1 protein-coding gene is annotated in these 274 nt (G+C 38.0%); it reads right to left on the bottom strand.

The annotated features are described in order from the left end of the window. On the bottom strand, positions 1–274 hold a 274-nt coding region (locus A3773_RS18235), incomplete at both ends, for a hypothetical protein (protein ID WP_197462867.1).

Below are 274 nucleotides of genomic sequence, written 5' to 3'. Positions count from 1 at the left end.
CCGCCGTCAGTAGCACCATTCTGTTTAACATGATAGTTCATGTCTGTCTCAAGGAATTGAGCGATGTTGTTTTTGGTATCAAGTTTCAAATGTCCATTGATTAAGTTCACTCTTTTACCATCAATTTTCACTGCTTTATCACCATTGCGTTCAACGCGATTGATTACGGCCTTGCTATAAAACAATGAATCCATAACTTTAACAGCAGCTTGAGCGACTTTCAAAACGCTTACTCGAGCATCAGTAGTAAGATTTAAGAAACTTAGTGAGGAAA

Origin of the sequence: Neptuniibacter pectenicola (assembly GCF_001597735.1) — a bacterium.
In the GTDB taxonomy this organism is placed as follows: Bacteria; Pseudomonadota; Gammaproteobacteria; order Pseudomonadales; family Balneatricaceae; genus Neptuniibacter; species Neptuniibacter pectenicola.
The sequence above is the reverse complement of the archived record's forward strand: the minus strand, read 5'-3'. Positions and strand labels throughout refer to the sequence as shown.